This is a genomic window from Sphingomonas sp. PvP055 (assembly GCF_040546365.1).
GTDB classification, from domain to species: Bacteria; Pseudomonadota; Alphaproteobacteria; order Sphingomonadales; family Sphingomonadaceae; genus Sphingomonas; species Sphingomonas echinoides_A.
The window spans coordinates 1,623,530-1,646,650 of sequence record NZ_JBEPNS010000001.1 but is presented as its reverse complement, the minus strand read 5'-3'; the positions used below and the strand labels follow the sequence as shown (position 1 = coordinate 1,646,650).

The 23,121-nt window shown below is 66.3% G+C and carries 19 protein-coding genes; 9 read left to right on the top strand and 10 right to left on the bottom strand.

Annotation, left to right across the window (positions count from 1 at the left end):
- Positions 1 to 162: 162 nt before the first annotated feature.
- Positions 163 to 2,127 carry a glycoside hydrolase family 84 protein gene (locus tag ABIC16_RS07965; protein WP_354290682.1) on the top strand — a complete coding sequence of 655 codons (1,965 nt, stop codon included), beginning with the start codon at positions 163 to 165 and terminating at the stop codon, positions 2,125 to 2,127.
- Between the two features lie 42 nt (positions 2,128 to 2,169).
- Here the strand turns inward: ABIC16_RS07965 and ABIC16_RS07960 are convergent, their stop codons facing one another.
- Positions 2,170 to 3,231, bottom strand: a complete 1,062-nt coding sequence (locus ABIC16_RS07960; RefSeq protein WP_354290681.1) for a lactonase family protein — start codon at positions 3,229 to 3,231, stop codon at positions 2,170 to 2,172.
- Positions 3,232 to 3,392: 161 nt separating this feature from the next.
- Here ABIC16_RS07960 and ABIC16_RS07955 point away from each other — a divergent pair, with 161 nt between their 5' ends.
- Positions 3,393 to 5,138: a M1 family metallopeptidase gene (locus tag ABIC16_RS07955; protein ID WP_354290680.1), complete on the top strand. Its 1,746-nt coding sequence runs from the start codon at positions 3,393 to 3,395 to the stop codon at positions 5,136 to 5,138.
- 19 nt (positions 5,139 to 5,157) lie between these two features.
- Here the strand turns inward: ABIC16_RS07955 and ABIC16_RS07950 are convergent, their stop codons facing one another.
- Complete coding sequence (locus ABIC16_RS07950; RefSeq protein WP_277971348.1) at positions 5,158 to 6,360, bottom strand: penicillin-binding protein activator; 1,203 nt, start codon at positions 6,358 to 6,360, stop codon at positions 5,158 to 5,160.
- Positions 6,361 to 6,371: 11 nt separating this feature from the next.
- Here ABIC16_RS07950 and rsmI point away from each other — a divergent pair, with 11 nt between their 5' ends.
- From rsmI to ABIC16_RS07925, 5 genes are all read left to right on the top strand, one after another.
- Positions 6,372 to 7,205: a 16S rRNA (cytidine(1402)-2'-O)-methyltransferase gene (gene rsmI / locus ABIC16_RS07945; protein WP_354290679.1), complete on the top strand. Its 834-nt coding sequence runs from the start codon at positions 6,372 to 6,374 to the stop codon at positions 7,203 to 7,205.
- Positions 7,206 to 7,365: 160 nt separating this feature from the next.
- On the top strand, positions 7,366 to 7,719 hold the full coding sequence (locus ABIC16_RS07940) for a YraN family protein (protein ID WP_354290678.1): 354 nt from the start codon (positions 7,366 to 7,368) through the stop codon (positions 7,717 to 7,719).
- Between the two features lie 76 nt (positions 7,720 to 7,795).
- Positions 7,796 to 8,746: a glutathione synthase gene (gene gshB / locus ABIC16_RS07935; protein ID WP_354290677.1), complete on the top strand. Its 951-nt coding sequence runs from the start codon at positions 7,796 to 7,798 to the stop codon at positions 8,744 to 8,746.
- A 13-nt stretch (positions 8,747 to 8,759) separates the two neighbouring features.
- Positions 8,760 to 9,359, top strand: a complete 600-nt coding sequence (locus ABIC16_RS07930; protein WP_354290676.1) for a DedA family protein — start codon at positions 8,760 to 8,762, stop codon at positions 9,357 to 9,359.
- A gap of 90 nt (positions 9,360 to 9,449) precedes the next feature.
- Positions 9,450 to 10,127, top strand: a complete 678-nt coding sequence (locus tag ABIC16_RS07925; RefSeq protein ID WP_354290675.1) for a type 1 glutamine amidotransferase domain-containing protein — start codon at positions 9,450 to 9,452, stop codon at positions 10,125 to 10,127.
- A gap of 42 nt (positions 10,128 to 10,169) precedes the next feature.
- Here ABIC16_RS07925 and ABIC16_RS07920 read toward each other — a convergent pair whose 3' ends face one another.
- Positions 10,170 to 11,054 (bottom strand): tyrosine recombinase XerC, encoded by an 885-nt coding sequence (locus tag ABIC16_RS07920; protein WP_354290674.1) that lies wholly within the window; start codon positions 11,052 to 11,054, stop codon positions 10,170 to 10,172.
- Positions 11,055 to 11,302: 248 nt separating this feature from the next.
- Between ABIC16_RS07920 and ABIC16_RS07915 the strand changes: the two genes are divergently transcribed.
- The gene (locus ABIC16_RS07915) at positions 11,303 to 13,471 is read left to right on the top strand and encodes a primosomal protein N' (RefSeq protein WP_354290673.1); all 2,169 of its coding nucleotides are present in this window, start codon (positions 11,303 to 11,305) and stop codon (positions 13,469 to 13,471) included.
- A gap of 93 nt (positions 13,472 to 13,564) precedes the next feature.
- Here the strand turns inward: ABIC16_RS07915 and ABIC16_RS07910 are convergent, their stop codons facing one another.
- The 3 genes from ABIC16_RS07910 to ABIC16_RS07900 all read right to left on the bottom strand — a co-directional run bounded on the left by ABIC16_RS07910 (position 13,565) and on the right by ABIC16_RS07900 (position 16,620).
- On the bottom strand, positions 13,565 to 13,822 hold the full coding sequence (locus ABIC16_RS07910) for a hypothetical protein (RefSeq protein WP_354290672.1): 258 nt from the start codon (positions 13,820 to 13,822) through the stop codon (positions 13,565 to 13,567).
- Positions 13,819 to 15,036 (bottom strand): PepSY-associated TM helix domain-containing protein, encoded by a 1,218-nt coding sequence (locus ABIC16_RS07905; RefSeq protein WP_354290671.1) that lies wholly within the window; start codon positions 15,034 to 15,036, stop codon positions 13,819 to 13,821. Before ABIC16_RS07905 ends, ABIC16_RS07910 begins: the two co-directional genes overlap by 4 nt.
- Before the next feature lie 117 nt (positions 15,037 to 15,153).
- Positions 15,154 to 16,620, bottom strand: a complete 1,467-nt coding sequence (locus ABIC16_RS07900; protein WP_354290670.1) for a DUF389 domain-containing protein — start codon at positions 16,618 to 16,620, stop codon at positions 15,154 to 15,156.
- Positions 16,621 to 16,832: 212 nt separating this feature from the next.
- Between ABIC16_RS07900 and ABIC16_RS07895 the strand changes: the two genes are divergently transcribed.
- Entirely contained in the window at positions 16,833 to 18,419 is a 1,587-nt protein-coding gene (locus ABIC16_RS07895) for a S1C family serine protease (protein ID WP_354290669.1), read from the top strand.
- Here ABIC16_RS07895 and ABIC16_RS07890 read toward each other — a convergent pair.
- From ABIC16_RS07890 to ABIC16_RS07875, 4 genes are all read right to left on the bottom strand, one after another.
- Positions 18,408 to 19,295 (bottom strand): CPBP family intramembrane glutamic endopeptidase, encoded by an 888-nt coding sequence (locus tag ABIC16_RS07890; RefSeq protein ID WP_354292276.1) that lies wholly within the window; start codon positions 19,293 to 19,295, stop codon positions 18,408 to 18,410. The two genes, ABIC16_RS07895 and ABIC16_RS07890, sit on opposite strands and share 12 nt — an antisense overlap.
- A gap of 61 nt (positions 19,296 to 19,356) precedes the next feature.
- The gene (gene ada / locus ABIC16_RS07885) at positions 19,357 to 20,394 is read right to left on the bottom strand and encodes a bifunctional DNA-binding transcriptional regulator/O6-methylguanine-DNA methyltransferase Ada (protein WP_354290668.1); all 1,038 of its coding nucleotides are present in this window, start codon (positions 20,392 to 20,394) and stop codon (positions 19,357 to 19,359) included.
- A gap of 59 nt (positions 20,395 to 20,453) precedes the next feature.
- Positions 20,454 to 21,128, bottom strand: coding sequence for a dienelactone hydrolase family protein (locus ABIC16_RS07880; RefSeq protein ID WP_354290667.1), 675 nt, complete (start codon positions 21,126 to 21,128; stop codon positions 20,454 to 20,456).
- Between the two features lie 68 nt (positions 21,129 to 21,196).
- Positions 21,197 to 22,978: a methyl-accepting chemotaxis protein gene (locus ABIC16_RS07875; protein ID WP_354290666.1), complete on the bottom strand. Its 1,782-nt coding sequence runs from the start codon at positions 22,976 to 22,978 to the stop codon at positions 21,197 to 21,199.
- Positions 22,979 to 23,121: the final 143 nt, after the last annotated feature.

The window sequence follows — 23,121 nt, the reverse complement described above, 5'->3', positions numbered from 1 at the left end:
GCCGGTCGCGACATGGTTGCGCATCGGGATCTTTCGACTCCGGATTGAAAGATTGGGCTTATTTTGGTTTTATCGCGAGCTGTCGCGATCGCTCGGGTTGCCGATCTGCTTAAAGAAGGTTAGGTTATTTAATAAGACCACAACAATACCGGGGAAGTAGCGATGCGACGTTGTGCCAAGTTCGGACCGCTGACCGCGCTCGCGACGGGACTGGCGATCATCGCCGCAAACACGATCGCTCCCTCGGCAGCCACGGCCCAACCCGACGCGGCATCGTCGCGCCTCCCGGAAATTTTCCCCGCGCCCGTATCGATGACGCTCGGCGCGCGCAGCTTTGCACTCGGCGAGGCGGTGGAACTGGTAGCCGCCCCTGGAACCGAAGCCGGCACCCTCACGCTGCTCCGGCAAATCCTGACGTCGGCCGGTGTCGAAACGATCACCACTGCGAAAACCCCGTCTGCAAGGCCTGATGTCACGCAGATCCTGGTCGGGCTGGCTAGTGCGCCCCAGATTCGCGCGACGCTTGGTCGCAGCGGAACCGTCGTCGACGACCACGCCGAAGGCTATACCATCGCGATCGTTCCTGCCGGGCGTGCGGGCAAGGTCACGCTCGCGGGGCACGATGGCGATGGCCTGTTCCACGCGGTCCAGACGTTCCGCCAGCTCGTCCAGCGGCAACGGCTTCCGGCGCTCGTCGTCCAAGATCATCCGGCTATGCCGATCCGCGGCACGATCGAGGGATTTTACGGCAAACCCTGGTCGATGGCGGAACGCTCGAAGCACCTCGACTTCCTGGCCACGGTCAAGGCGAACACCTATGTCTATAGTCCGAAGGACGATCCCTTCGCCCGCGATCGCTGGCGCGAAGCCTATCCCGCCGCGACGCTGCAATCGCTGGCTGCGCTGGTTGCGACCGCGCGGCGCAACCATGTCGACTTCGTCTATGCGGTTTCCCCAGGCCCGTCGGTCTGCTTCTCGGATCCCGCCGATGCGCAAGCGCTCGAGCGCAAGTTCGCTGCGCTGCGAACGATCGGCGTGCACAGCTTCTACGTCGCGCTCGACGATATCGAATATAAGAAGTGGAATTGCGCGCGTGACCAAACCGCTTTTGGCGCGTCCGGCGCCGAGGCCGCCGGAGTGGCGCAAGCGCGATTGCTCAACGCAGTGCAGGCGCATCTGATCGCGACCGACCCCGCGTCGCGCCCGCTGATCATGGTGCCGACCGAATATTACGACGCGAAGGAAACGCCTTACAAGGCGGCGCTTAGAAAGACCCTCGACCCGCGTGTCGTCGTGCAATGGACCGGCACCGATGTCGTCCCGCCCGCGATCTCCATCCCGGATGCGCGGACGGCGACCAAGGCGTTCGGTCGAAAGACCCTGTTGTGGGACAATTACCCGGTCAATGATTACGCGCAGACCACCGGACGCCTGTTGCTTGCGCCCTATGCGCGGCGCGAGGCGGGCCTTTCCGGCGAACTGACCGGAATCCTGTCCAATCCGATGAATCAGGAGGCACCGAGCCGAGTCGCCGTCACGGGTGTGGCGGCATTTGCGTGGAACGACACCGGTTATGATGCCGAGCGGACGTTGCATTTCGCAGCGCGAGAGCTTGCGGGCGGCGATGCGCGCGCTGCCGATGCGTTGCTAACCTTCTTTGACACGCAGCATATGGCGCCGACGTTCGGAAGCCAGCCATGGCAGGAACAAGCCCCGCGCTTGAAGGCGACGCTGGATGCCGTGCGCGAAGCGATCGCCAGCGGCGACCAGACCGCACGCCATAAGGCCATCGCCACGTTGACCACGCAGGCCGACGCGTTGACCAATGCTCCCGACGCAATTCGCGCAGGGGTTGTCGACCCGAGCTTTGCGCAACAGGCGCGACCGTGGCTCGACGCGATGCAGCTCTGGGGCCGCGCCTTGCAGTTGACCGCGGCGGGGCTCGACGCGGCGGAGAGCGGCAACACCGCCGCCTCGCGCTATTTCACGGATGCGGGCACGTTGGCGGCGCAAGCGGCGGCAGTCCAGAGCATCCCCGGCGCGACTCGCTTCGACGGACCGATCAAGATCGCCGACGGTGTGCTCGATCGCTTCGTGAAGGATGCGCCTTCGCTGATTGCGCAGTGAGGGTCGGTCAGGCCGTCGTTCCCCAGATGGCGGGTCGAGACATCACCCGCCGCTAGGCGCAACTTCGAGCACATACGCCACGCCGGGAATGGCGAGCTCGACGCCCGTTGGCGCCAGCCGCCCCGTCTGGTCGATTGCGAGCGTCGTCACCGTCTGCGATTTCTCATGCGCCACGACCATCGTCTGCCGATCCTCGAGCAACAGGAAAAATCGGGGATACGCACCCCCGCTCGCGATATGCTCCAGCACGGTCGGCACACCGTCCGCATCCAGAGCGAACACTGCGATGCTGTCATGCCCCCGGTTCGAAACGTAGAGCCGCGTCCCGGCAGCGTTGATCGCGACATGCGCAAGGATACTCTCGCCGGTCCAACCATCGGGCAGCGTCGACTGGATGCGCGGGTTGCCGAACGTTCCGTCGTCGGCGCGGTCCAGCGTCGTCAGGGTGCTAGCCATTTCGCTCACGAGATACGCGCGCGCCTGCAGATGCGGATGCAGCAGCAGATGCCGTGGCCCGGACCCCGGCGGCGCAGCGTATGCGATGCGCGGTTCGCCCACCGCCCCCGCCGCGTCGATCGCAAAGGCAAGCACTGCGTCGGTCCCGAGGTCGGTCTGGTACAACCACCGACCGTCCGGGCTGAACCCGACCCAGTGGGCGTGGGGCCCTTCCTGCCGTTCGACGTTCGGCCCGCTGCCGCGGTTGGCGCGGACGTGCACGGGGCCTTCCGGCAAACCACTGCGCGGATCCAGCCGAACCACCGACACGCTACCGCTCGCGTAATTCGCAACCGCGAGCAGCGTCCCGGCGGGATTGAGCGCGACATGGCACGGCGCGCTCCCCCCGGTTTCGACCGAGGCGAGCTTGTCCCACCCGTCCGTCGTGTGCCGGAAAACCCCGACGCGCCCGACAGCGCCTTCGTCGACGATGTAATGCAGCGCATGCCGCGCCAAATGGACGCTGAAGGATGCGTTGGGCGCGTCACTATAGCCGTTCCCGACGCGCCACCCTTCGCCATCACCGGGCCAGAGCGGGTGCACCCCCTGCCCGCCGCCGCCGGCATAGGTTCCGACAGCAAGGACAGGCACGGCGGTGGAGTCGGTCATGGCGCAATCCTGTGCTTCGATCTCAATGCTCCCGCGCGATTGCCCGATCCCGGACAGAATGCAGCGGACGCAGGTGCGTTCGCGCCGGTTTGTGCGTATCACGCCAGCAGGCCGCTTCCGTGCGGTCACGATCCTGGAATATCAAGGGAGTTCGGTTCGGCATGAAGGTGTCTCGGGTTGCAGTCGTGCTGGCCTCTCTGGCGTCGACCGCCGCCGCACGTCCGCAGGACACGCTCCCCGGCAAGGGCGAACCCGCGATCACGGCCCAAACGCAGAAGTCGGGCGGGCCGATCGATCCCGACCAGCAGAAACTCACCTTCGCCGCGGCCGACCTCGCGTTCGAGGTGCTGCCCGATACGCAGACGCTGCGCGGTGTCGCAACGCTCGACTTCGCTGCGCGCGCGCCGCTCGATCGGCTCGTGGTCGATCTGGACCGCAACCTCCCGGTCGATGCGATCACGATCGACGGCACCCCGCTGCCGCGCGATGCGTGGAGCAACCCTGAAGGCCAGTTGCGGATCGCGCTGCCGCGCCAAGTAGCGACCGGACGTCACGTGATAGCGCGGATCGTTTACGGCGGGCAACCGCACGTCGCGGTCAACGCGCCGTGGGATTCGGGGATGGTCTGGTCGAAGACGCCGGACGGTGCGCCGTGGTTCGCGACGACGGCGGAGGGCATCGGCTGCGACCTGTTCTGGCCGTGCCTCGACTTTCCGTCGGGCAAGCCGGGCGTCGTCACGGTGCACATCACCGTACCCAAGGGCCTCAAGGCACCCTCCAACGGCATCCTGCTCGGCGTGGATCAGCTTGCCGATGGCCGGTCCCGCTGGAACTGGCGAATCAAGCGCCCGACGACCTACGGCATCGCGCTCAACGTCGGGCCGTATGAGGAGATCTCGGGCGTCTACAAAAGCCGCTACGGCAACACGATCCCGATGTTCTACTGGTACCTCCCCGGCGAGGCGGAGCAGGCCCGCGCGCTGTTCGCGGAATTCGCCCCGACGCTCGATTTCTTCGAAAGCGAAATCGGGCCGTACCCGTTCGGCGGCGAGAAGGTCGGCGTGGTCGAAACGCCCCACAAAGGCATGGAACACCAGACGATCAACGCTTACGGCAACGGCTATGCGCAGGCGCCCGAAGGGTTCGACTGGCTGTTCCAGCACGAATTCGCGCACGAGTGGTTCGGCAATCAGCTCACCGCCGCCGATTGGGACGATTACTGGCTCCACGAAGGTTATGCGCAATACATGCAGCCGTTCTACGGCCGCTGGCGCGAGGGTGAGGCGCGCTATGCGGTCATGCTCGACGATCAGCGCAACCGGATCGCCAACTTGCGGCCGATCGTCTCGGGCACGGTCCGCACCGAAGAGCAGGTGTACGAGATCGCCAAGGGCGGCCCCGGGCAGGATATCTATTACAAGGGCGCATGGATGCTCCATACGCTGCGCGACCTGATCGGTGACCGCGCGTTCCGCGAGGTGACGCGGCTCGCGGTCTATGGCCGGCTCGATCCGCGTCCGGGCAATTTCGCGCCGCGCTATGGGAACACCGCCGAATACGAACGCTTCGTGCGCCGGGTCACGGGGAAGGACTATGGCTGGTTCTTCGACGTCTACCTGCGACAGGCCGCGTTGCCGCAACTGGTCGAAACCCGCAGCGCGGGACGGCTGACGCTGCGCTGGGACGCACCAGGCGGGCGCCCCTTCCCGCTGCCCGTCGAGGTGCAGGTCGGATCGCGGATCATTCGGGTACCGATGACCGCTGGGGTCGGTAGCGTGGCGGTTTCGGCAGGAACGCACGTCGTCATCGATCCGAACGCGCGCGTCCTGCGCCGCTCGGAAGCGGTCGAACGCTATCAGGGTTGGCGCGACGCGCAGGTGCGCAAAAAGGCACCTGCGCAGAACTGACCGGCGCGAACGGTCCCGTTCAGAACCCGCTAGGTGCGGGTGATACGGTGATCGTCGTCCCGCCGCGAATCTCCTGCACTTCCAGCGCGCGCTCGGCGACGCTGTCGCGACCGAAGCGGAAGGCGCCGTCGATCCCGGAGAAACCACCGCGATCGCGCAGCCGGTCTTCGGGGAAGGTCGCCGCCATCGGCCAGTCGCGCATGATGCGGATCGTCAGCAGCACCGAATCATACCCCAGGCTCGACAGGCGGAACGGTGCCGCCCCGAAGCGTGCGCGGTATTTGGTGGCATATTGCCGATACAGCCCATCCGACACGCTCGCGAACCAGGCGCCTTCCAGCGCGGGCTTGCTCGCGATCGAACTGTCCGAATTCCACAATTCGGTACCGAGGATGCGCGCGCCGCCCATCCCGTTGCGCCGCAGCACCGGGACACCCGCCGCCGCCGCATTGCCGCCGTCGGCGATCAGCACAGCCTGATACGGCGCGCTCTTGGCCATCCGCGTGATTGCGGCGCCCATCGATCCGGTAACGCGGTCATAGGTCTGGAGCGACCCGACTCGCCCGCCCGCAGCCTCGACCGCGCGGAGGAACGCGGTGGACGCACGCTCGCCGTAAACGCCGTTGGGGACGAGCCCGCCGAAGCTGCTGACGCCGTGCGCGGTCGCATAATCGACCACGCGGCCGATCGACTGCGCGGGGACATATCCCATCAGGTACACGCCGTTGCCCGCCGCGGTCGTGTCGTTCGAATAACTCACCACGGGGACATGCGCCTGCCGCGCGATCGGGGCGACCGCCCGGACGTCATCGGCGAGCAACGGCCCCAGGATCAGCTGGTTACCATCCGACAGCGCGCGCTGCGCCGCCGCCGCCGCGCCGGGCGCGGTGTCATACGTCGTGATGCGGACCGATTCGTTGCGCGAATCAAGCAGCGCGAGCTGGGTCGCATTCGCAAGGCTCCGCCCGACTCCCGCGTTGTTCCCGCTAAGCGGCACCAGCAGCGCAACGCGGTGGCGTGCGGTATCGGTAGGGATCCCCTGTTCGACCACCGGCTGCTGTGGCTTGCTGGGGCGCGGCGCCGCCGGACCGGGGCGCGGCACGGCTCCGCGCGGCACGACCGTCTGGCACCCGCTGAGCACGACCGCACCCGCCACCAGCGTCGCTTGCGAAAGCCGCCTTATTCCGCTGCGCCGTTGCGCCCCCGTGTCCCGCTCTGCCATGACCGCTCCTGATGACCAATGATCTTTCCCCGGGCCTCTACATCGTTGCCACCCCCATCGGCAATCTCGGTGACCTGTCGCCGCGCGCCGCGCACATCCTGAGCCATGCCGCTGTGATTGCGGTGGAAGACAGCCGCGTAACGGCGAAGTTGCTGCATCACATCGGGGTCCGGCGCCCGATGGTGCCGTATCACGACCACAATGCGGAGGAGGTCCGCCCCGGCCTGATCGCGCGGATGGGGATGGAGCCGGTCGCTTTGGTGTCTGACGCGGGGACGCCGTTGATCTCGGACCCCGGCTACAAACTGGTGCGCGACGCGCGCGCGGCGGGGCATACGGTGTGGACGATCCCGGGGCCGTGCGCGGCGGTGGCGGCACTGACGCTGGCGGGCTTGCCGACCGACCGTTTCCTGTTCGTCGGTTTCCTGCCCTCCAAAACGCAGGCGCGCGCCGCCGCGATCGCAGAGGTGGCGACGGTTCGCGCGACGCTGGTTCTGTATGAATCCGGCCCACGGCTTGGGGCGACGCTGGCGGCGCTGGCCGAGGGGCTCGGCGACCGCGAGGCAGCGGTCACGCGCGAGATCACCAAGCATTTCGAGGAAGCGGTGACGGGAACACTGTCGATGCTCGCCGCGCGCTACGCCGACGCGCCGCCCAAGGGCGAGATCGTCGTGGTGGTGGCGCCACCGGGGGCGCCCGAAGCCGCCAGCGCCGAGGACGCCGACACCGCGCTGACCGAAGCACTCACTCGGCTGTCGACCGGCCAGGCGGCGAGCGAAGTGGCCAAGAAGCTCGGGCTGGACCGAAAGACATTATATGCAAGGGCGCTGGAATTGAAGGCGTGAACAACGCCCGCCCCCCTTCACTCCCCTCCCTGGAAGGGAGGGGGTGGGGGTGGGTCGGCCCATTGGTCGCGCGGCGGATATCCCCCATAACAACCCACCCCCGGCCCCTCCCTTCCAGGGAGGGGAGGAGCGCCTGTCCTCGCGAAGAGCGCGAAAGTTGGTGAGGGACCGCCGCCTTGCTGAAACCGCCGGACGTCGTGGCGAACGGCTCGCCAGTTGGTGGCTCCGACTCCACGGTTGGGATATTCTCGCGCGGCGCGTCCGCACCCCCGCGGGCGAAGTCGACCTGATTGCACGCAAGGCGAACCTCGTCGCCTTCGTCGAGGTCAAGCAACGCAAGTCCGCCGCTGCACTCGATTTCGCAATCGACGAGCGTCGCCTCGCGCGCGTCGCCGCCGCAGCCGAAGTCCTGATGCCGCGCTTCGCCGGCCCCGGCGACGACATCCGAGTCGACGTCATCCTGCTCGCCCCCGGCACACGCCCGCGCCACATCGAGAATGCGTGGATCGGCTGATCATCCTCCAACCGGCGGGTGACAGGCGACGCTGCACACCCTATCTCCCGCGCAATTCGGGACGGAGTTACGATCGATGAGCCTTACAGTCGCCGTCCAGATGGACCCCATCGCCGCCATCAACATCGCAGGCGATTCGACCTTCGCGCTGATGCTGTCGGCGCAGCAGCGCGGGCACAAGCTGTTCCACTACAACGCCGAGGCGCTCAATTATTCGAACGGCCGGGTCTGGGCGAAGGCCGAGCCGGTCACCGTCCAGCGCGTGGTCGGCAACCATTTCACGCTCGGCGAACCGGTGAACCTCGACCTCGGTGACGAAGCCGACGTCGTGCTGATGCGCCAGGATCCGCCGTTCGACCTCGGCTACATCACCGCAACGCATCTGCTCGAGCGGATCGCGCACAAGACGCTGGTGGTCAACGACCCCGCACAGGTGCGCAACGCGCCCGAAAAGGTGTTCGTGCTCGATTACGCACAGTTCATGCCGCCGACGCTGATCACGCGCTCGCTCGACGAAGCGAGGGCCTTCCTCGCCGAGCATAAGGAAATCGTGATCAAGCCGCTCCACGGCAACGGCGGCAAGGCGATCTTCAAGGTCGGTAGCGACGGTGCGAACCTGTCCGCGCTGATCGAAGTCTTCAACACCATGTGGCGCGAACCGCACATGGTGCAGGCATTCCTCCCCGATGTCGCCAAGGGCGACAAGCGGATCGTGCTGGTCGATGGCGAAATTGCCGGCGCGATCAACCGCTTGCCGGGCGAAGGCGAGATCCGCTCCAATCTCGCGGTCGGCGGGTCGGCGGTGAAGACCGAGCTGACGGACAAGGAGCGCGAGATCTGCGCGGTGCTCGGGCCGGAGCTCAAGAAGCGCGGGCTGCTGTTCGTCGGAATCGACGTGATCGGCGGCGAGTGGCTGACCGAGATCAACGTGACTTCCCCCACCGGCATCGTCGCGATCGAGCGGTTTGACGGTACCGATGTCGCGGGGATGATCTGGGACGCGATCGAACGCAAGGTGGCGGGCTGACGCCGCGTTCGCGATGACCGATCTGATTATCGATCTGACCGCCTGGGGCGGCTATTTCGGCATTTTCCTGCTGATGGTGCTGGAAAACGTATTTCCGCCGGTCCCGTCCGAAGTCATCATGGGCCTCGGCGGGATCGCGGTCGCGCGGGGGCAGATGACCCTTGTCCCGCTGATCGTGGCGGGGACCGCGGGAACGGTCGCGGGGAATTACTTCTGGTATGCGATCGGCCACCGGCTCGGCTATCACCGGCTGCGCCCGTTCATCGACCGGCATGGCCGCTGGCTGACGCTCGACTGGCAGCATGTCGAAAAGCTCGAAACGTTCTTTCGCGCGCGCGGCCAATGGGTAGTGTTCGTGTTCCGCTTCATGCCCGCGTTCCGGACGATGGTGTCGCTCCCCGCCGGGATGGCGCGGATGCCGCATGTGCGCTTCATCCTGTGGACTGCGGCGGGCTCGGCGATCTGGAACACCGGGCTGGCCTATGCGGGCTATTATCTCGGCGCGAATTTTCGCGAGCTCGATGCGTTCATCGGCCCAGCCGCAGTTGCGCTGACGATCGCGATCGTTGCCGGGTACGGTTGGCGGCTGCTGACGTGGAAACCGCGCGGCTGAGCCCGGCTTTGCTGCGCTGCGGTGGAATTGTGGCAACCCGCCTCCCATCTCTGCGCCATCACCGGCTCATCGCCGTATGGAGCAAAGCGTATGAAAATCCTGATCGTCCTCACTTCGCATGACAAGCTCGGCGACACTGGCGCCAAGACCGGCTTCTGGCTCGAGGAGCTCGCCGCGCCCTATTATGTGCTGAAGCAGGCCGGCGCCGAACTCACGCTCGCCTCCCCGAAGGGTGGCCAGCCCCCGCTGGACCCCAAGAGCGCGGACGAAAGCGCGAAAACTGACGACACTCGCCGCTTCGAGGCGGATGCGGAGGCCAAGGCGCAGCTGGCCGCCACCGTCCGGCTCGACTCGGTCAAGATCGAGGATTTCGACGCGGTCTTCTATCCCGGTGGCCACGGACCGCTGTGGGATCTCGCCGAGGACGCAACGTCGCGTGCGCTGATCGAAGGCGCAATCGCCGCCGACAAGCCGGTCGCCTTGGTGTGCCATGCCCCGGGCGTATTGCGCCATGTGCAGGCAGCCGATGGGACGCCGCTGGTTGCAGGCAAGAAGGTGACGGGCTTCACCAACACCGAGGAAGCCGCGGTCGGGTTGACCGACGTGGTGCCATTCCTGGTCGAGGACATGCTGACGCAGAATGGCGGTCAGTACTCCAAGACCGAAGACTGGGGCGTCCATGTCGTACGCGACGGGCTGCTCATCACCGGGCAGAACCCGGCATCGTCCGCCGCGGCGGCAGAAGCGCTGGTCGACGCGCTGCGCTGAGGTAATGCGTCATCCCCTCGGCAAGTGCCGGGGGGATGCGGTTCAGGCGCGCGGATGCGCGTTGCGATAGACGTCGAGCAGATGCGCCGCATCCACCTGCGTATAAATTTGCGTCGAACTCAGGCTCGCGTGGCCGAGCAGTTCCTGTAACGCGCGCAGGTCCGCGCCGCGCCCGAGCAAGTGCGTCGCGAAGGAATGACGCAAGGCATGCGGTGTCGTCCGCTCGGGAAGCTGGAGCCGCACGCGCGCCCGCTGGACCGCGCGGCGGACCAGCCGGGGCGACAGCGGCCCGCCCCTCGCGCCGCGAAACAGCACCGCGTCGCGCGCGGTGCCGTAAGGGCACGACGCGACATACGCCTCGATCGCCTCGCGCACTTGCGGCAGCAACGGTACGATCCGCGTCTTGTCGCGCTTGCCGGTCACGACGATCGTTTCTCCGAGCGGGAGCGCCGCACCGGTCAGCCCGAGCGCCTCGGCGACGCGCAATCCCGCGCCGTACAGCAGCAGCAATACCGCGAAATCGCGCGCACCGATCCATGGTTGTTCCGGGTCCTCGGACACCTCCTCGGTAAGCGCCATCACCTCATCGGGCGAGATCGGCCGCGGCACGCCCTTGGCGACGCGCGGGCCTTTCACGCGCGGCGTTGCACCCGCGCCGGTAACGTGATCGAGGAACCCCCGCACTGCGGACAATTCCCGCGCGGCGGAAGCGTTGCCAATCCCCTCGCCCCGGCGCGCGGCGAGGAAGGCGCGCACGTCGGCGGTGGTGACGCGCGTGAGCGACGCGGGGTCGATCGCTTCGCCCCAATGAGCCTGGAGAAAGCCGCACAGCCGGACGGCGGTGGCCTCATAGGCGCGAACGGTGTGCGGGGATCGCCTACGGTCGCGCGCGAGATGCTCGGCATAGGCGCGGGGGAGGTCGTTCATTTTGGCGGTGTAGCGGATGCGTAAGCCAAAAAGAATCCGCTTCTTCTTTCTAAAGCCCCTCCCCTTCAGGGGAGGGGTTGGGGTGGGGCCGAACAGCAGAACTCAACTCTCTGTGAGACACGGCCCCATCCCCAACCCCTCCCCTGAAGGGGAGGGGAGAAGAGGGGTACCCCCGTCTCCGAGGGAAAGGGGCTTGAGAAAAGCAGCTCCCCTTTGCACCCGCCCCCGCAACCCGCCATATGCCCCCTATGTCCCGAGCCCGCGTCATTCTCCTCAACGCCGCCCTCGGGCCGCTGGACTACCGCGTCCCGCACGGCATGCACGTCGAACCCGGCTCGATCGTCGTCGCCCCGCTCGGGCCCAGACAGTTGCTCGGCGTGGTGTGGGAAAGCGAGCACATGCCCTCCGATGCCGAGGTCGGCGACAATCGCCTGCGCAACCTCGTCAGCGTCCTCCCCGTCCCCCCGCTCGCGGCCCCCTTGCGACGGCTGGTCGAATGGACCGCCGATTATTACCTCGCCTCGCCCGCGTCGGTGGTGCGGATGGCGCTCGCCTCCACCTCCGCGCTGGAAGGCGCGAAGACAATCGTCGAATATCGCGCGACCGGCACGCTCCCCGACCGCCTCACCCCGCAACGCGAGCAGGCGATCGAACGGATCGGCACCACGCAGGGCCTGATCCGCGAACTCGCCGCGATCGCCGAAGTCTCCGACGCGGTGATCCGCGGGCTCGTCAAGGTCGGCGCGCTGGAAGCGGTCGAGGTCGATATCGACAGCCCCTTCCCGCTTCCCGACCCCACCTTTGCCGCCCCAGCGCTCTCCGCCGACCAGCGCGCCGCTTCGGGCGTCCTGGTCGCGGATGTCGCCGCAAAAGCATTTAAACCGACGCTGCTCGACGGCGTCACCGGCTCGGGCAAGACCGAGGTCTATTTCGAAGCCGTCGCCGAGGCGATCCGCGAAAACCGCCAATCGCTCGTCCTGCTCCCCGAGATCGCGCTGACCGAGCCGTTCCTCAAACGCTTCGCCGCGCGCTTCGGGGTGCAGCCGGTCGCGTGGCACTCGGGCCTGCGCTCGTCGCAACGCCGCCGCGCATGGCGCGCGATCGCGAGCGGTCAGGCGCTGGTCACGGTCGGCGCGCGCTCGGCGCTGTTTCTCCCTTACGCCAATCTTGGACTGATCGTCGTCGACGAAGCGCATGAGACGAGTTTCAAGCAGGAGGAAGGCGTCCATTATCACGCGCGCGACGTCGCGGTGATGCGCGGCAAGTTCGAGCAGATCCCGGTCGTGCTCGCCTCCGCCACCCCCGCGATCGAGACGCGCCAGCAAGTCGCCAACGGTCGTTATGCCGAGGTCAAGCTCCCCGGCCGCTGGGGCGCTGCCGAAATGCCGTCGATCCAGGCGCTCGACCTGATCGCCGACCCACCGGAGCGCGGCCGCTGGATCGCACCCAAGCTCGTCACCGCGATCGGCGAGACGCTGGCGCGGCGCGAACAAGTGCTGCTGTTCCTTAACCGGCGTGGCTATGCGCCGCTGACGCTGTGCCGGACGTGCGGGCATCGCTTCCAATGCCCCAATTGCACCGCGTGGATGGTCGAGCACCGGCTCGTCCGTCGCTTAGCGTGCCATCATTGCGGGCACACCGAGCCCGTCCCACGCGTCTGCCCCGAATGTCAGAACGAGGACACGCTCGCGGCGGTCGGCCCCGGGGTCGAGCGGATCGCGGACGAAGTGGCGGCGATGTTCCCCGATGCGAAGACTGCGGTCGTCACATCGGACACTATGTGGTCCCCCGCCAAGGCCGCCGAGTTCGTCGCGCGGATGGAGGCGCATGACATCGACATCGTGGTCGGCACGCAGTTGGTCACCAAGGGCTATCACTTCCCCAATCTGACGTTGGTGGGGGTGATCGACGCCGATCTCGGGCTCGACGGCGGTGACCTGCGCGCGAGCGAGCGGACCTTCCAGCAGATCATGCAGGTGGCGGGCCGCGCCGGGCGCGGGGCGAAGCCAGGGCATGTCTTCATCCAGACGCACAGCCCCGATGCGAGCGTGATGCGCGCCCTGGTGTCGGGCGATGCGGAGGCGTTCTACACCGCCGAGACCGAGCATCGCCGCGAGGCGGGCGCGCCACCGTTCGGGCGGTTCGCGGGAATCGTCATCTCGAGCGAGGACCAGGGCGCGGCGCTTGAGACTGCGCGCGCGATCGGCCGCTCCGCGCCGTCGCATGAGGCGATGGAAGTCTACGGCCCAGCCCCCGCCCCGCTGGCGATGCTGCGCGGGCGACATCGCTACCGGTTGCTGGTCCATGCGCGACGTGCGTTCGATGTGCAGGACATGCTGCGGGCGTGGCTCGGCGGGGTGGACTGGCCGTCGAAAGTGCGGGTCGTGGTGGACGTGGACCCGTACAGTTTCGTGTGAGCCCCCGTCAGGGACGAATTGTCGACCATGCTTACCTAGCAGAAGCCAAGGCCAAGCAAAAACTGCTAAAGTAGCGACGGGTGACGGGCCGGCTTACTCCGCAGGCACCTGTGTCAGCGGCATGGCCACGAAGGAAGGTATGACACGAGCCCGCGCCACCGATCGAACGGGTCGCGGTGTACTCGAAGGGTGCCCGGCCCGTGCCATCGCCCACCCCACCGCAGCGACCGGGATCGCCAGCGCGATCCACGCCGCGGCGTCGCGCCAACCTTCACCGGTCAACGCCGCGACCAGCCCGAACACGGTTGCCAGCGCAATCAGCGTCGGCACGGCAAAGGTCGATCGGATCATCGTGAAATACCCTTCGATGCGTTGGTTTGTGCGGAGACTGGCAGTCTCGGGACCGAGGTCGCCGACACGGAATGATCCTCGCGCCGCCCCATCGGATCGCGGAGACCCTTCCGACGTGCGATCCAAAGATAGACGCCGGACCCGAGCACGACGATCGTGAACAGATCCAGCACCGCCCACAACAGCTTGAGCGGCAGCCCGCCGTAATCCCCGAAATGCAATGGCCGCGACAGTGACAGCGCCTTGAAATACCACGGCATCGGCCGTGCATCGGTCAGCTGGCCGGTTTCCGCATCGACCAGCGCGGTCGTCAGCAAATTCTCGGTCAGCGGCGTCGCACCTTGGAAGAAGACCGCGTAATGATGCCCGCTGCTATACGATCCGCCCGGGAAGGCGATGAACTGCGGGTTCATGCCGGGGATCGCGCGGCGCGCAGTCGCCATCGCCACGTCGATCGACCCGTAGCGCGACGGCGGCAGCGCTGGCCGGCCCGCGTACCCCCGCGTCATATCCGCGAGTTCGTTCGCCTGCCACAGCGTGGTGATTGGCGTGACGAACGCGTTGATGACCCCGGTCAGCCCGACGACGGTCATCCACGCAAGCGCGACGATGCCGACAAGGTTGTGATAGTCGAGCCACTTGACCCGACGGCTCCGCGCCGTTCGCAAGGTTCCGAAATCAAGCTTGCGCATGAAAGGCGCGTACAGAACGACGCCGGAAACGATGGCGACGAAGAAGATCAGCCCCATCACGCCGAGGAACAGTTCGCCCTTCAGGCCAAGGAACATGTCGATGTGGAGCTGCAGCAGGAATTCGGTGACCATTCGCCCGCCCGCCTTGCCGTCCGCGACGATCTCGCCGGTCAGCCGGTTGATCTGCTGTATCTTCATACCGCTCACCGGCACGTCAGGGCGTGCGCCGGTGGTGACCGTCATCAGCGGGCGATCGTCATAGAACGCCATGTACAAGGGGACTTCGCCCGGTCGCGCCGCGAGCGCCGTTGCTAGAATCGAATCGAGCGATCGCAGTTCCGGAGCGTCGCGCGAAGCAGGAATCCCTTTGATCTGCGATGCAGGGTCGCCGCCGATTCCGTTGATTTCGTCATGGAAAATCAGCGGTAGCCCAGTGATGCACAACATCAGAAGGAACAGCGTACAGACCAGGCTCGTCCACTTGTGCACCTGCGCCCAGACACGGACCGTTTGGGCGGTCACCTTGAGCAGCCAATGTGAGTATTGCGACGCATTCTCAGCAACTACCGCGATCGCTTGTTGCGAGCAAGTCGCAATTTGCCCGGGACGCGGTTTGGATCTGAGCCCCGGCCTCTCCCGTCAATCGGTACGCGCGATCACAGCGGGTTCGTCCCAGCGGAGTCGCAACCGGCCACCGGGTACCCCCGTTCGTGCCGCCCCGCCCCGACTCGCAATCCCGTCCGCAACCGCGCGGCGTTGCGCGAACGTACCGCCATCGACCAGCAACGGTCGTTTCAGCCGGTCGGAAGCCCAAGCGGCGGTATCGAGCATTCCGCCGTCGACGACGCCTTCCACGACCGCCACCGCGGGCAGCGGCGCATTCGCCGGGGGTGCCAACGTCACGCTCCATTTTGCCGTCGCGCGTGCCGCACGCGTTTCCAAGGCACGATAGCCCGCGAGAGGTAGTCCCGGAAGCGGTGCCGCGGTCGCGCTGAGGCGCTGGTTGACGGAGTCGATCGTCACCGCGGCCTGGTCGACCCCCGCGATCAACGCGAGATCCGCGACCGCATGCTGCTGTCGCTCGGAATCCGTGGGTCCGGTCGCTCGGCTGGCTTGCGCGATCTGTGCGGCCTCGACACTGCCCCCGTCGGGCGAAACGCGCACCTGATCGACGTGGACGTCGATCGGTCGTGCAAGCCGCTTGCGCAGATCGGCGGCGAGGATCGCATCCGCCTTCGCATCGAGCGTTGGCGTCAAGACGACGGCGCGAATCCGGATCGGATCAGTGCTGTAATCGATTTCGAGCTGGCTGAGCCGGGACGGATTGGCGAACCGTTCACTGATCGTCTCGCGCACTTGCCGTCGTGCGACCGATTCGAACGCGATCTGGCGCAAGGCGGACCCGAGCGGCAGCGACAGCAACCCGACCGCGACGATGAACAACACCAATTGCCACCCGGTGTGCTGCGGCGAAAGATGGCTGCCGAAACCATAGACGCGCGCGACCATCGCCGCGGTCAGCGCGATCGTAATCGCGTTGGTCAAGAACAGCAGAAGCGCGCCCGCAAACACCGTCCAGTTGAGCGTCGCAATCCCGAAACCGACGACCACCAGCGGCGGCATCAAGGCGATCGCGATCGCCACGCCCACGACCGTGCCCCCACGGCCGCGGATCAGGGCATAGGCGCCCGCAACCGCCGACAGCAGCGCGACGAGCAGATCGAACAGCGTCGGGCGTGTTCTCCCGGCGATTTCACTCGTGATCGTCTGGATCGGCGAAAGCGACACAAACAGGACCGATAACGCGACTGCGATGACCGATCCGGCGACCAAAGCAGTCGCGGATCGACGCATTTCGCGCGGATCGACGGTTGCGATTCCGAACCCGAGCCCGATGATCGGCATCATCAGCGGCGACAGCAGCATCGCCCCGATCAGCACCGCAACCGACGGCATCAACAGCCCGAGAAGCGAAATCGCGGCCGAAATCACGATCAGGAACGCATATCGCCCGGACCATCCGGAATCCTCGGTGATATGGCGCAGGACCGCGTCATGATCCACGCCGCGGATGAACCAGGCATTCCACCGCTGTTGTAAACTCACGAGGTAACGTGCTGTCGCTACGGCCATTTCTGTATTCCTCCGCCGTCCAAGGTAACTTTCGCTAGGGCAATTTTGGTCGAGATGCGACCTTCAAGCGCCCGGCCAGAGCGCTCGACTGATGCCGTCCCTGCGCGCCACACGCCCGCACGGCGCCCCGTTTCCTCGATTTCCCCTGTCTTCCACGGCAGCTTCCTGCCAGAATCGCGAGCATCATGGCTTTCGCATCTTTCTACTGCCCAACCCCCTTCCAGCCGCGCGCCAAGGTGTTGCTCGCTGCGCTGGTGCTGATGCTAGCGACGCTGTTCGCTGGCGCCCCGGCCCGCGCCGACGATATCTCGGCCACTGCGCGCAGCGTCGTCCGCGTCGTCACCATCGCGATCGTCGATGACGAGGTCGTCGGTTTCGGCCACGGCAGCGGCTTTGCGGTCGCGCCCAACCGGATCGTCACCAACGCGCATGTTGTTGAACTCGCGGCGCGTTACCCCGGCAACGTGGTCATCGGCGTCGTGCCGTCGGAAGGAACGAAGGGCTTCGAAGGCAAGGTTATCGCGATCGATACGGTCCACGATCTCGCGCTGATCGAATTCACCGGCGCGCGTCTGCCGACGGTCGCGCTCTATACCGGCCCCGTCGATGAGGGCAGCGCCGTCACGGCATTGGGCTACCCAGGCAACGTCGATCTCGCGACCGCACGATCAGCCGCCGATTACATCCATCCCCTGGCGCCGATCCGAACCGGAGGCGTCTTTTCCGGACGGCGACAGATGGAGGGGACCGCGGTGATGCTGCACACCGCAGGCATCGCACGCGGCAATTCGGGCGGCCCGCTGCTCGACCCGTGCGGGCGCGTGGTCGGAGTCAATTCGGCGATCACGCAAGGGGAAGAAGGCGACGCCAATTTCGGCTTTGCGATCGCGAACAGCGAATTGGCGGCGTTCCTTGCGCGTGCCAAACAGCCTTACGCCTCGGTCGGCACGCAGTGCACCAGCATCGCGGACATCGACAAGGCGGATCGCGACGCAGACGCACAAGCGCTGGGTCTCGCAGAGGTGACCAGACGCGACGCCGCGGCGCGGGCCGCTCTGGCGCAGGAAGCGGCATTTGCCGCGGCGCGGATGACTGCAGACCGCCACCGCGAGAACATCATGGCGATCGCCACGCTGCTGCTGGTGCTCGGCGCGATGGGAATTGGCGCCGGAACGCTGTTCGAGATGCAAGGCAAGCGCAGCGCCGCAATCTGGGGCTGGGGCGGTGGCAGTGCGCTGATGCTCGGCGCGATCATCGTTTTCGTGCTCCGCCCGACCGGCGAAACGCTGCTGCCCAAAGGCACCTCGGCCCCATCCCCGACCGTTTCGATCACGCCGGTGTCGTCGACCAAGGCGCTCGGCAAGCTGGTGTGCCGGTTCGTCCCGGATCGCAGCCGCGTAATTTCTTCGCAAACCACCGATGTCCCACTCGACTGGGGCACGGCGGGCTGCATGAACGGGCGCACGCAATACGCAGAGAACGGCAGCAAGTGGGACCGCATCCTGGTTCCGGATCAGGAACAGACCGTGTCGCTGATGCAATTCGACCCCGCCACACGGCAATACGTCACGCGGCGGTATTTCCTATCAGCGGAGCAAATGGACACGATCCGCAAGATCCGGTCGCAAGTGACGCTGAAGGCCTGCTCGCCCGATGAGGCGGGACGCGCCAACCTGGCAACGCAACAGGCCGCGATCCGGACTGCGCTACCGCCGCAACCTAATGAGAAGATCGTCTACACCTGTACCGCCGACAGCCGGTCAGGCGGCTAAGCGCCCGCGCTTCCACACCGGCGCGACGAATCGCCCGCGTCGGTGCGCCGCAACCAGCAACGCAACTCCGAACGCGGTGTCGATCAGCACCGCCGGCACCGACGCTTCCGCACCGAAACTGCCGCCGGTCAGCCACGCGGGCCCCTGCACCGAGGGCACGAGCAAGCCGGTCTGCTTGAAGCCCGACACCGCAATTCCGTAAAGACCGCCCTGTGCGAAGTTCCAAGCCGCATGGAGGCCGATCGCGGCCCACAACCGCCGTGTCAGCATGTACAGCGCAGCCAGCATGACGCCCGCTTCCAGCGCAATCGCGCAAGCCGCCAAAAGCGTCGCGCCGGGGTTCCCAAGGTGGAGCGCACCAAACAGCGCCGCAGACAGCGCAAGCGCGATCCAACTGCCCAGCAGCCGTTCGAGCAACCGAAAGAACAGCCCGCGGAGCACGATTTCCTCGATCACCCCCGACAGGATCGCCATGGCCGCCGCCGGGTACAGCGATGCGACCGCGCCCATTCCGACAACGCGGTACCCCCCAAACACCGCGATGACGCCGATCACCGCACTGAACAGCAGCAACCCAGCAACCAACCCGGCCCCCAGTTCGCGAGCCCAGCCGCTCCGCCCGAACTCGACCACCGGTCGCCGTTCGATCAGCCGCACGAAGGCGACATAGGCGCCCGCAATCAGCGCTGCGAAGGCGGCGGCTTGCAGGATGCTGACCGGTGTCCCCTTCAACGGGGGCGACAGCTTCGCAAACATGCTCGCGACGATCTGCCCGCCGAAGACGAAGACGAACCCGATGAACAACAGCACCAGCGGAAAATGGATGACGCGCCAGATCCGACTGTTCGGCGGCGTGTTCGGCTCGGTCGGCAACATGGTCACTGGTTCCCCCATTGAAAGACCACGCTATCCCGCATGACCTTCCACAGGGCAACGCTCAGTCGGGCCGCTCGCGCTTTTGCAAGGCGATCTTGCGATCGACGCCGTACGCGTATCCGCCAGGCGTCCCGTCGCCGCGCTGCACGCGGTGACAGGGCACGACGATCGCGACCGGGTTAGCGCCACAGGCCGTCCCTGCCGCCCGGACTGCCGCCGGGTTGCCGACCATCGCGGCAAGATCCGCGTAGCTGCGCGTCTCGCCCCGCGGGATAGCCCGAAGCGCTTGCCAGATCGCTTCCTGAAACGCCGTGCCACGCACGTCGAGCGGCAAGTCCTGGTCGCGGTCGGGCGATTCGACGCTCGCGACGACTTGGGCAGCCAAGGTCGCCAGCGCGGCACCGCCTTCGACGATCTCCGCATTGGGAAACCGAACGCGGAGCGCGGCGACGTCCTCGTCGAACGAAACGCGGCACAGTCCCTTGTCGGTCGCCGCGACGAGCATTTTCCCAAGGCTGGTGTCCGCGATCGTCCAGCGGATCGTCACCCCCGCCCCGCCGCGCCGCCACGCGCTGGGGCTCATCCCCAACCGCTTCGCGCCATCCTCGTAAAAACGGCTGGGCGCGGAATAGCCGGCGTCGTAGATCGCGGCGGTGACGCTCGCCTCCTGCGTCAGTGCGATCGCGGCACGACGCGCGCGCAGGGCACGCGCATAGGCCGCGGGAGTCACCCCCGTGGCGCGCTTGAACAGGCGGTGGAAATGGTGCGGCGCATATCCGACCTGCAATGCGAGTTCATCGAGACCGAGCATGTCCTCCGCCGCCTCCAGCAAGGCCACGGCGCGCGCAACCGCAATCCGGTCGCGCCCGACTTCGTCGGGTTTGCAGCGCAGACACGCGCGATACCCTGCCGCACGCGCCGCGGCAGGATCGCGGTAGAAGCTGACATGTTCCCGCTTCGGATGACGCGCCGGGCAGCTCGGCTTGCAGTAGATGCCAGTGGTCCGCACCGCGCCGACGAAACGTCCGTCGCTTTGCCGATCACGCGCTTCGAACGCGGCCCAGGCGATATCAGGATCGAGAAGAGAGGTCTGCGTCATGCAGACGGCTATACGCTTCGGCGGAATGCCAGGACATCCCGCCGTTTGCGCTCAAAGCGTCAACCGCCGTTCGCGGCGAACAGATCGAGCGTGCGCTGCCTGGCGAGCTTCGCGCTTTCGGCATCATAATCATCGCGGCGATCGGAATTGAAGCCGTGTCCGGCGTCGTACAGATACACCGTCGCGTTGGGCCAATCCTTCGCGATGACCTTCTCGACGCCCGCCAGCGGGATGTGATCATCCTTCTTGCCGAAGTGCAGGATCGTCGGAACCTTGGGCTCCTCATCCGCCGCATCCGGAATCATGCTTCCGTAGTAACCGGAGACGGCCGCAACATTGCGAAGCTGTGTCGCCGCCTTCCAGGCGACCGAACCGCCGTAGCAATAGCCAACGACGAACACCGGCCCCTTGTCTGCCAGCGTGTCGATGCACGTCTGCACATCGGCTAGCGTCAAATCGAACGGATGCAGTTTGCTGGCAAGCTCGACCCCACGCGCGAACCCGTCGCCCGAATATTCGGCTTCGAACCCAGGGTGCTCGCGGTCGAACACTGCGGGCGAAAGCACTTCGAAGCCATCCGCGGCATAGCCGTCGCACAGGCTGCGGATATGATCGGTGACGCCGAAAATCTCCTGGACGAGCACCAGGCCACCACGGCGGTGGCCAGTGGGTTCCGCATGATAGACGGCAATCTCGGCACCGTCGGACATCGGCATTCTGATCATGGCGGGCATATGCAACTCCTTTACAAGGCGGTGTCCATAGCGCGTCGACGACGCCACGCTAAACCTTTTCCCGCGGTTTACGCAGCGCGCACGTCGGCGATCAGTCCGTTGATCTGGCCCCGCAAGGCCTCCACCCCGCCGGCAACATCCGCCGCAGTGCGAGTCACTGCGTCGGCGCTGTGGCGCGACCGTTCGGCGCGGTCGCGCAGCGTTTGCATGTTCGCGGCGGCGTCAGCGGTGCCATCCTCGACTTCCGCAATGGCGCTTACGATCGCCTCCGTCATTCCGCGCTGCTCGTCTACGGCGCGGGCAACATTTGCGGAGGAGCGGCCGAGGTCTGCCACCAACCCGTCGACCGATTCGATCGTCGCCAGAACGGTGTCGCTCGCGACCCGTACCGCTCTTAGATTGCCATCGATCCGACCCGCCGCGAGTTGCGTCTGACGCGCTAGGCTCTTCACCTCGTCGGCAACGACCGCGAACCCGCGCCCGGCGTCCCCCGCGCGCGCCGCCTCGATCGTGGCGTTGAGCGCAAGCAGGTTTGTCTGCCCCGCCACGGCTGCGATCATGTCGAGCACGAGCGAGATCTCGCCAACCAAAGTGCCAAGGGACTCCGCATGTTCGCGTCCCTCGAGTGTCCGAGTACGCGCGGTCGCGGCGCTCGTCCGCGATTCGTTCGCTTCGCGGCTGATCTGCTCGATCGCCCCTGCCAGCGCCGAGGCCGAATGCGCGATCGACCGAGCGCTGCCCGCGCTTTGCTCGGTCAGCGCCGCGGTCGCCAGCGCCTGCTGCTGCGTGGCCCCCGCTTCGTCCGCCAATGCAGCGGCCATCTGACGCAAGGCCGGTCCTGCCGAGGCTAGCGTCTGGACCGATCCCCGCGCCTCCTGTTCGAACGCCTGAAACAACGCTTCCAGATGCGTGGTCCTCCGGGACCGAGCGGCAACGTCTCGCCGTTCCCGGTCGTTCAGAGCGTCCGCGGTGCGTCGCGCTTCCTCGCCCGACTTGCGGGCCGCGATCGACCGGTCTCGTGCGAACGCGAGCGCGCGCGCTATTGCCCCGATCTCGTCCGTCCGGTCGAGCGCTGGAATGACAACGTCGGCGCGGTCGAGCGTGATATCACGCGTCACCGCAGCAATCTCAGCGAGCGGTCGTTCGACCCGCCGCGACACCATCCGCATCCCCCACCACGAAACGCCGATCGCACCCAAGGTGATAATAGACATGAACAGGTACACGGTGCGAAAGCCCTGATCCAACGCAGTACGCTCCTGCAGCGCATCGTCCCGCAACGCCGCGATCAATGTTGCGCTCGCCCCCGTGAGAGGATCGATCGCAGCATATAGGGCGCCGCTGAGGAAGAAATCGAGCTGATCGACACGGCCTGACCGCAACAGAAGCAGCAGTTTGTCGAGCGCCGCATCGGCATCGCCCCGGGCGCTGGCAACCTCCGCAACGGCCGCGTCGCGGCGGGGATCGCGCTTGTGTCGCGCGAAAGCGTGCCAATTCGTGTCGATCTGACTGCGAGTTTGCTTAATCAATTCGATGGCGCCGACCGCGCTCATATTGCCGCTACGGACTTTGTTCGCCGTCAGCAAAGCCGTAGTGTAGCCCGCCGTGACGGACTGCAATTCGCCGATGGGATACAGTCGATCCTGCACCAGGACCGAGACGCGATGGCTGGTGGCCAGCGTGGTACCAAAGAGAGTGACGGCAAACAGCACTTGCAGCGCGAGCAAGACCCCGACGACACGCCGCAGTTGCGCGCGGATGTTGCGTTCCCCCTCCCCCCATTGGATGAGCAAACGTCGCCATTGCTGGCGCAGGTGGCGGGTCAACGGCAAGGATGATGCGCTGGTCATGCCGCCGCTATTGCGCACTCAAGCGCTGACAGATCGTTAACGGAATATTACAGTTAGATGAAACTCGGAACGGCATCGTACCGTTTCGGACACATTTCAGCGCACGGCTTGCATCCCCGGCGACCCGATGCTAGCGAACCGGC

Bases quoted from the DNA above. Each gene is read 5' to 3' on its own strand.
- ABIC16_RS07955 (WP_354290680.1), top strand. From the start codon at position 3,393: ATGAAGGTGTCTCGGGTTGCAGTCGTGCTGGCCTCTCTGGCGTCGACC.
- ABIC16_RS07920 (WP_354290674.1), bottom strand. From the start codon at position 11,054: ATGAACGACCTCCCCCGCGCCTATGCCGAGCATCTCGCGCGCGACCGT.
- ABIC16_RS07965 (WP_354290682.1), top strand. From the start codon at position 163: ATGCGACGTTGTGCCAAGTTCGGACCGCTGACCGCGCTCGCGACGGGA.
- ABIC16_RS07930 (WP_354290676.1), top strand. From the start codon at position 8,760: ATGACCGATCTGATTATCGATCTGACCGCCTGGGGCGGCTATTTCGGC.
- ABIC16_RS07910 (WP_354290672.1), bottom strand. From the start codon at position 13,822: ATGATCCGATCGACCTTTGCCGTGCCGACGCTGATTGCGCTGGCAACC.
- ABIC16_RS07915 (WP_354290673.1), top strand. From the start codon at position 11,303: ATGTCCCGAGCCCGCGTCATTCTCCTCAACGCCGCCCTCGGGCCGCTG.
- gshB (WP_354290677.1), top strand. From the start codon at position 7,796: ATGAGCCTTACAGTCGCCGTCCAGATGGACCCCATCGCCGCCATCAAC.
- ABIC16_RS07890 (WP_354292276.1), bottom strand. From the start codon at position 19,295: ATGTTGCCGACCGAGCCGAACACGCCGCCGAACAGTCGGATCTGGCGC.
- ABIC16_RS07880 (WP_354290667.1), bottom strand. From the start codon at position 21,128: ATGCCCGCCATGATCAGAATGCCGATGTCCGACGGTGCCGAGATTGCC.
- ABIC16_RS07950 (WP_277971348.1), bottom strand. From the start codon at position 6,360: ATGGCAGAGCGGGACACGGGGGCGCAACGGCGCAGCGGAATAAGGCGG.
- ABIC16_RS07925 (WP_354290675.1), top strand. From the start codon at position 9,450: ATGAAAATCCTGATCGTCCTCACTTCGCATGACAAGCTCGGCGACACT.
- ABIC16_RS07960 (WP_354290681.1), bottom strand. From the start codon at position 3,231: ATGACCGACTCCACCGCCGTGCCTGTCCTTGCTGTCGGAACCTATGCC.
- ada (WP_354290668.1), bottom strand. From the start codon at position 20,394: ATGACGCAGACCTCTCTTCTCGATCCTGATATCGCCTGGGCCGCGTTC.
- rsmI (WP_354290679.1), top strand. From the start codon at position 6,372: ATGACCAATGATCTTTCCCCGGGCCTCTACATCGTTGCCACCCCCATC.
- ABIC16_RS07875 (WP_354290666.1), bottom strand. From the start codon at position 22,978: ATGACCAGCGCATCATCCTTGCCGTTGACCCGCCACCTGCGCCAGCAA.
- ABIC16_RS07895 (WP_354290669.1), top strand. From the start codon at position 16,833: ATGGCTTTCGCATCTTTCTACTGCCCAACCCCCTTCCAGCCGCGCGCC.